Raw genomic sequence first — 5,689 nt, 5'->3', positions numbered from 1 at the left:
ATGGCGGGGCGTCCTGCCCCGCACGGGAAGCGCCAAAAAATCGGCGCTTCCCTAGAGGTGCCCTTAACCCACCGTCTCGCTCCGAGATTTATCAATGCCGGGCGCGCATGCGTCTCCATAAACTGTGCCATATCGCCTAGGCGGCGCCTGGCGGACGACCGCCCCGGCGGCCCGCCGCAGACCCCAGTTACGGAGGCAACATGTCCACAGAAGCCACAACCGCGGCACCTGCCGCCGGGGCCGCTCCGCGCCTAGATATGCCCGACAGCCGCCTGGAGCACTTCCCGGCTGCCTTCTTCGCAATGGTCATGGGCCTCGCTGGGCTCACCATCGGCTGGGAAAAGGCCCAGGCCGTGCTGGGCCGTGACTTCCCATTCGTCCCCTGGCTCATTGGTGCCGCGACCCTGCTCTTTGCCGGGCTCGCGCTGCTTTACATCGCCAAGCTGGTGCTACACCCGGCTGCTGTTCGTGCGGAGGTGCGTCACCCGGTGCGGATCAATTTCATGCCGACCATGGCTATCAGCCTGCTGCTGCTGGCCATCGTCTATCTGCACGCCGTACCCGAAGCCAGCCGCTGGCTGTGGCTGACCGGCGCGGCTCTGCAGCTCGGCTTCACGCTCTTCGTGGTCAACGCGTGGATGCACCACGAGCACTTCCAGGTGCAGCACATGAACCCGGCTTGGTTTATCCCTGCTGTCGGCAATGTGCTGGTGCCTGTGGCGGGGGTGCCGCTGGGCTATGAGCTCGTGTCCTGGTTCTTCTTCAGCGTCGGCATTCTGCTGTGGCCGGTGCTGCTGACCATCGTCTTCTACCGCGTGCTGTTCCACCAGCCCTTGCCGGAGCGGCTCATGCCGACCCTGTTCATCCTAGTGGCGCCGCCGGCGGTGGGCTTTATCGCCTATGTCCGCCTCACCGGGGAGGTGGATGTGTTTGCGCAGATCCTCTACTTCTCGGCGCTGTTCTTCACTGTCCTGCTCGCCACGCAGGTAACCCGCTTCCTGCGCATCCGGTTCTACCTGTCCTGGTGGGCCTACTCCTTCCCGCTGGCGGCCATCTCCATCGCCAGCATACTGATGGCCGAGCAGACGGGCCTCGTTGGCTTCCTGTATCTAGGCTTCGGCCTGCTCACCATGCTGTCCGGCATCGTCGTCCTGCTGCTGATTCAAACCGCCCGCGCCGTGCGTGAGCGCGGCATCTGCCTGCCGGAATGACCGCACCGCTAACCGCCGAAGCGCACGGAGACAAAAAGCCATGAGTCATCCCCAATCCACAGCGGCCGCCACGACGCCAGCCAACGCAGCGCCCGGGAACATGACACTCAGGAGCACCCTGGTGTTGGGCCTGCTGGCGGCACTCTTCGCTTTCGGAGTCGCCCTGCTCTACACCCTGACCCGCGATGAAAGTGGGCTGTCACCGGCACAGCAGCCAACTGCAAAGAGCGCTATACCGACAGCGCCCAACACCCAGACCGATGCGGCGCCGCAAGCCATGCCGGCGGCCGGCAACCATGCCGCTGACGCTGCTCGCCTCGACGCGCTGCAGATGGAGGTCGCGGCCCTAGAGGCGGAGTTGGCGGGCACTCGCCGGCGCATTGACAGCCTCTCTGCCAGCGCGGCCGGATTCGCCGACGCCAGCGCCCGCATCGAGGCGCTGGAGGCTCAGGTGGCAGCCGCCCGGCGAGCCGCAGATGCGGCTGCGGCCCAGGCCGCCCAAGCGGCCGACGTCGCTCGGCGCTTCGGCCGCCTGACGGCGGATTACGCGGAGCTCGGTGCCCGCTTCACGGCCGACGGCGTGCTGATCCGCCTGGATGAGACGGCGCTGGCCTTTGCGCCCGGCACCACCGAGCTACCGGCAGCGGCCAGGGAGGCGCTGACGGACATCGCGGCCTTCCTGCAGCGCCACCGCTCGCAGCAGGTCCGGCTGCGCGGGCACACCGACGCCACTGGCTCCGACGCTTCGAACATCGCACTCTCTGAAGCGCGCGCAGCAGCGGTACGGGACGCGCTGATAACACTCGGCGTAGCGGCGGATCGGCTGAAGATCGAGGGCGCAGGCGCCGCCGAGCCCATCGCTGACAATGCGAGCGCCGAAGGACGCCGCCGCAACCGACGGGTGGATATTCTGCTGGCCTCGCCCGCGCAGACGGCGGGCTGATCCGGCGCGGGCTCGGCCGCGTCGACGCCCGAGCGGCCAATGGAGAGGCATTAGGGGGATGCTGATTGATTGGGCATCCTGCCCAAAGATCAGACGGAGCCGGGCCTGTCCAGACATTGGGCGGTTTCACGGCTCCTTCATTTTCAGTGACTTGCGTCGCCGAAAATGGCGGGGCTTCCTGCCCAGCACGGGAAGCGCCAATAAGTCGGCGCTGCCTTAGCTGCCGTCGGACTAAGGTCAACACCTGATGGCGTGCATGGCTGAGTAACCCCGAAGACCCTGGGCCGGCCTCGGTCGCGGCATCCGTGTCCGCGGCCCGGACCGGTTTCAGCTCAAGACAACAGCAACAGCAGAAGCAACAACAACAAAAGGCCGAGGGCGACGACCAGCAAGGGCAGACACTGTGCCAGCGTACAGCCGTTCTGCGGGCCCGGTTGACGCATCAACAGCAGATCGAACAACAGCTGGAGGCAGTCCGTCAGGGTACACCCCACCGGTCGAGGCTCTGGCCTCGTGAACCCGGGCCTCGGTGCGGGCAAAACGCCTGCGGGCCGCATCGGCTCCGACAGGCACCGCAACCGCCGGCGCAGGAGCTCGGGGCGCGCACAGGGTCGCTTCGCCGCAAGCCGTCCGCGCGCCGGGGGCCGAGACCGCGCAGGGCTGCGCGTGGGGGCCCTCATCGCCGGCCGATCCGCCGCACCTCGCCGTCGAACGTCGGCACGGAGAGCACGAACGGATCCGTTGGGTAGGTGAGAGCCTGCTCTTCCAGAATGCCGATGGCGATCTCCTCGCCCATGCGCAGGCTGTCGTAATAGTCCGAGAAGTAGTGGACGCCGGCCATGTTGCGGCCAATGGAGATGTTGGCCGCGAGCTTGTTGAGCTCTCCCTCCAAGGTCAGGAAGGTTTCGGGCTCCTCGGGGCTCAAGGATTCCATATCCAGCTGCTGTCGTGGCGGGACGCAAGGCTCGGCGCAGTCCGGAATTGCTGCAGGCAGGGCTGGTGCACGGAACTGCACAGGCGTGTCACCGTGCTCGAACGGCTTGAAGAGGATGCTCGGGTTGCCGTTCAGGTCGGTGTGCTCCACCAGCACGGAGCTGGTGTCGAAGTAGGCCTTGAGGATGGTCACGCAGGCTCCGGCGACGGTGGCGTGACCGGCACCATAGGCCGGGTGCATCGGTGAGCCCTCCGGGAAGGCCATGGGCAGGAACCAGCTGTTCGCGTCCTGCGGAGTCCCGCTGCCGGTGCAGGGTGGAGCCGCGTTAAGGGACTCGATCTGGGCGAGCGTGCCATTGTTCTGCAACTCCTGCGCGAACACCGTCATGTGGGTTAGAAGCGCCTGCGGGACGTGCTCGGACGCGGCGGCGTTGCGGCGCACCAGCTCGAGGCGCGCGGCGAGCGCCTCCGGACGCAGCCGGATGTGGTTGTTGAACTTCTGGAAGCGCACCGCCTTCAATGCCCGCGTGGCAACTTCCGTGACCAAGGTGAGGATGTGCGGTCCGCCGTAAAGGGCGAAGCCGCCGGCATGGCGCCGGTAATCCGGGTTCCCCGAGCCGGCTCCGACGCCGGAGAGCTGATCGAAGGCCGGGTCCGTCGGCGTGCCCATGGCCAGCAGGATCAGGCAGGCATTGAGGTAGGCCTCGTACAGGGCGTCGTAGTGCACATAGGTCGCGAGGTCGCGCGGTGTGGTGATGAAGCGGCGCGTCGCCGGACCGCTTGCCGGCCCCGCGAAGGTTTCGGGGTCCGGCCGCAGGCCGCGTTGCACGGCCACGTAGTCCGCCATGCACTGCATGTAGTCACGCCCCTCGGTGGCGACCGGCACACGCTGGTCGATCTGCAGGACCCCGTAACGGATCAGGCCGTCGCGCACCGAGCCGCCCAGCACGTCGGTGTTGCCGATGAGCATGAACTGCGACAGATAAGGTCCCACCTCGACCCCCGGCGAGGAGCCGCGGAACACGGTTTGCGGTGTGAGCGCGCCGCCCTCCACCTTGCGGGGGCGCCCGCTTGGATCCTGCATATAAGGGAGATTGTTGAGCCGGTTCACGGCGCCGTCGATGGCTGGATTGCTGTTGCCGGTCTCGAAAGCGTTCAGCGGCTGATCCCGTAGCACGGCGAGCTCGTAGACCTCGGCCATCTCGAACACCAGCTCTGGGTTCGGTTTACCGTCGTCGCCGAGTAGTGGCGGTGCCGGCGGCATGGTCACCGCCTGCGCGTCCGGCCCCTCCAGCTCGTAGGCGGTGCCAGCGGTAGGCGCCTCCCATTGCCGATAATTGCCCGGCGCTGGGTTGCTTGGCGTCTCGGCGCCATTCGGCGCAACGGTCCAGTGCGCCCCGTGGCGCACAGCAGACGTAAACGGGTCGATGAAGCCCTCATCGATGGCGCGGCGGAACTGCACGAAGTCCCGCGGATCGTTCAACAGGCCGGTGTCCGGATGGTGCGGCAGGCCTTTCGTGAAGCTCATGAAGTACTTGGCGCCGGCGAAGCGCTCCTCGTCGCCGTTGGCCTCATGGGTCGGATGCGTGCGGCCGCGGGCCAGCTCGGCGGCCTCCAGGCGGATGGCGTAGGACTCTTGTCTGCGGTCTGTCATGGTCGTGATCTCCGAGTCAGCAAGGGTGTGCTCGTCGCGCACCAGGAATCCCGCGGCATTCAACGACAGCGCAATCGGGAGCCGGCCGCGACAGGTCAAGCTGACCACGGAAAACCGTGCGGTTTTGTAGGAATACGCTGTCCGGCGTTGTCAGCCGGAGGAGCTGGCCGTTGACATCAAGACCATTTCAGGGGATCTCTGATGCGCTGATCAGTGATTCTGTACGCAGCAGAGCCAAGTACGCCCGACAACGGCGCACACCCGCCTGCACAGACAGCGAGCATTGCGCCGCCGTCACAGCGCAGGTCTGTTTCCGTCAGGGTCTAGCGGGTGTCGGATAGAGCCAGCCGAGGATGCCGTCGCGGCGGAAGGGGCGCCAGGTACCCGCCGGCTGCGCGAGACGATCCCCTACGGCGTAGAGGGTGAGCGGATGGACGCCGAGTCCGAGATGGCTGGATTCCACCTCGATGTTCTCGGCCCTAGGCCCTGCGGGCTGCGCACTCTGGTGCCAGGGCACGATGCCGTCGCTGCGGCTGTAGATGCTCGTGCTAGGCACCGGCAGCGGGTCATGCAGGGCGTCAAGGCCCGGGGGCAGGCCCATGGCGTCCCCGGTGATGCGCTCATAGGTTCGCCAAAGGTCTGCAGGCCGCGGTGACCCGCTGATGGGTGTGCCGAGGCAGATCACCTGGCGCACGCTGTCGGAGGCCGCCAGCGCCAGAGCCCGGGCGTAGAGGCCGCCGAGGCTCCAGCCCACCAGGCTTACGGACCGACCATGGCTATCCGAGAGCTCCGACAAGCGCCGGCGGCAGCCATCGAATACCCCAGCCCGCGGACCCAGGTTCACGCCCTGACCCCAGGCGGATACGGCGTAGCCTCGGCCGGAGAGAAAGGTCCGCAGCGGCAGGGTGTTGAGGTCGCTGCCGAACATGAGTGGCAGCACGAGCACCG

Annotated in this window: 5 protein-coding genes; 2 read left to right on the top strand and 3 right to left on the bottom strand. The window is 66.9% G+C overall.

What is annotated here, in order from left to right:
* Window positions 1–257 precede the first annotated feature (257 nt).
* Both I6U14_RS11965 and I6U14_RS11960 read left to right on the top strand, forming a co-directional pair.
* Entirely contained in the window at window positions 258–1,211 is a 954-nt protein-coding gene (locus tag I6U14_RS11965; RefSeq protein ID WP_296899611.1) for an SLAC1 anion channel family protein, read from the top strand.
* Window positions 1,212–1,251: 40 nt separating this feature from the next.
* Window positions 1,252–2,154 carry an OmpA family protein gene (locus I6U14_RS11960; protein ID WP_296899608.1) on the top strand — a complete coding sequence of 301 codons (903 nt, stop codon included), beginning with the start codon at window positions 1,252–1,254 and terminating at the stop codon, window positions 2,152–2,154.
* Between the two features lie 332 nt (window positions 2,155–2,486).
* Here the strand turns inward: I6U14_RS11960 and I6U14_RS11955 are convergent, their stop codons facing one another.
* The 3 genes from I6U14_RS11955 to I6U14_RS11945 form a co-directional block, all read right to left on the bottom strand.
* Window positions 2,487–2,615, bottom strand: a complete 129-nt coding sequence (locus tag I6U14_RS11955) for a hypothetical protein (protein WP_296899607.1) — start codon at window positions 2,613–2,615, stop codon at window positions 2,487–2,489.
* Window positions 2,616–2,830: 215 nt separating this feature from the next.
* Window positions 2,831–4,741, bottom strand: a complete 1,911-nt coding sequence (locus tag I6U14_RS11950; RefSeq protein WP_296899606.1) for a hypothetical protein — start codon at window positions 4,739–4,741, stop codon at window positions 2,831–2,833.
* Window positions 4,742–5,057: 316 nt separating this feature from the next.
* On the bottom strand, window positions 5,058–5,689 hold a 632-nt coding region (locus I6U14_RS11945), incomplete at its 5' end, for an alpha/beta hydrolase (RefSeq protein WP_296899605.1).

The organism is Thiohalocapsa sp. (genome assembly GCF_019695415.1).
Classification (GTDB): domain Bacteria; phylum Pseudomonadota; class Gammaproteobacteria; order Chromatiales; family Chromatiaceae; genus Thiohalocapsa.
The sequence above is the reverse complement of the archived record's forward strand: the minus strand, read 5'-3'. Positions and strand labels throughout refer to the sequence as shown.

Coding starts and splice junctions, on each gene's coding strand:
- I6U14_RS11965 (WP_296899611.1), top strand. CDS start 258: ATGCCCGACAGCCGCCTGGAGCACTTCCCGGCTGCCTTCTTCGCAATG.
- I6U14_RS11960 (WP_296899608.1), top strand. CDS start 1,252: ATGAGTCATCCCCAATCCACAGCGGCCGCCACGACGCCAGCCAACGCA.
- I6U14_RS11950 (WP_296899606.1), bottom strand. CDS start 4,741: ATGACAGACCGCAGACAAGAGTCCTACGCCATCCGCCTGGAGGCCGCC.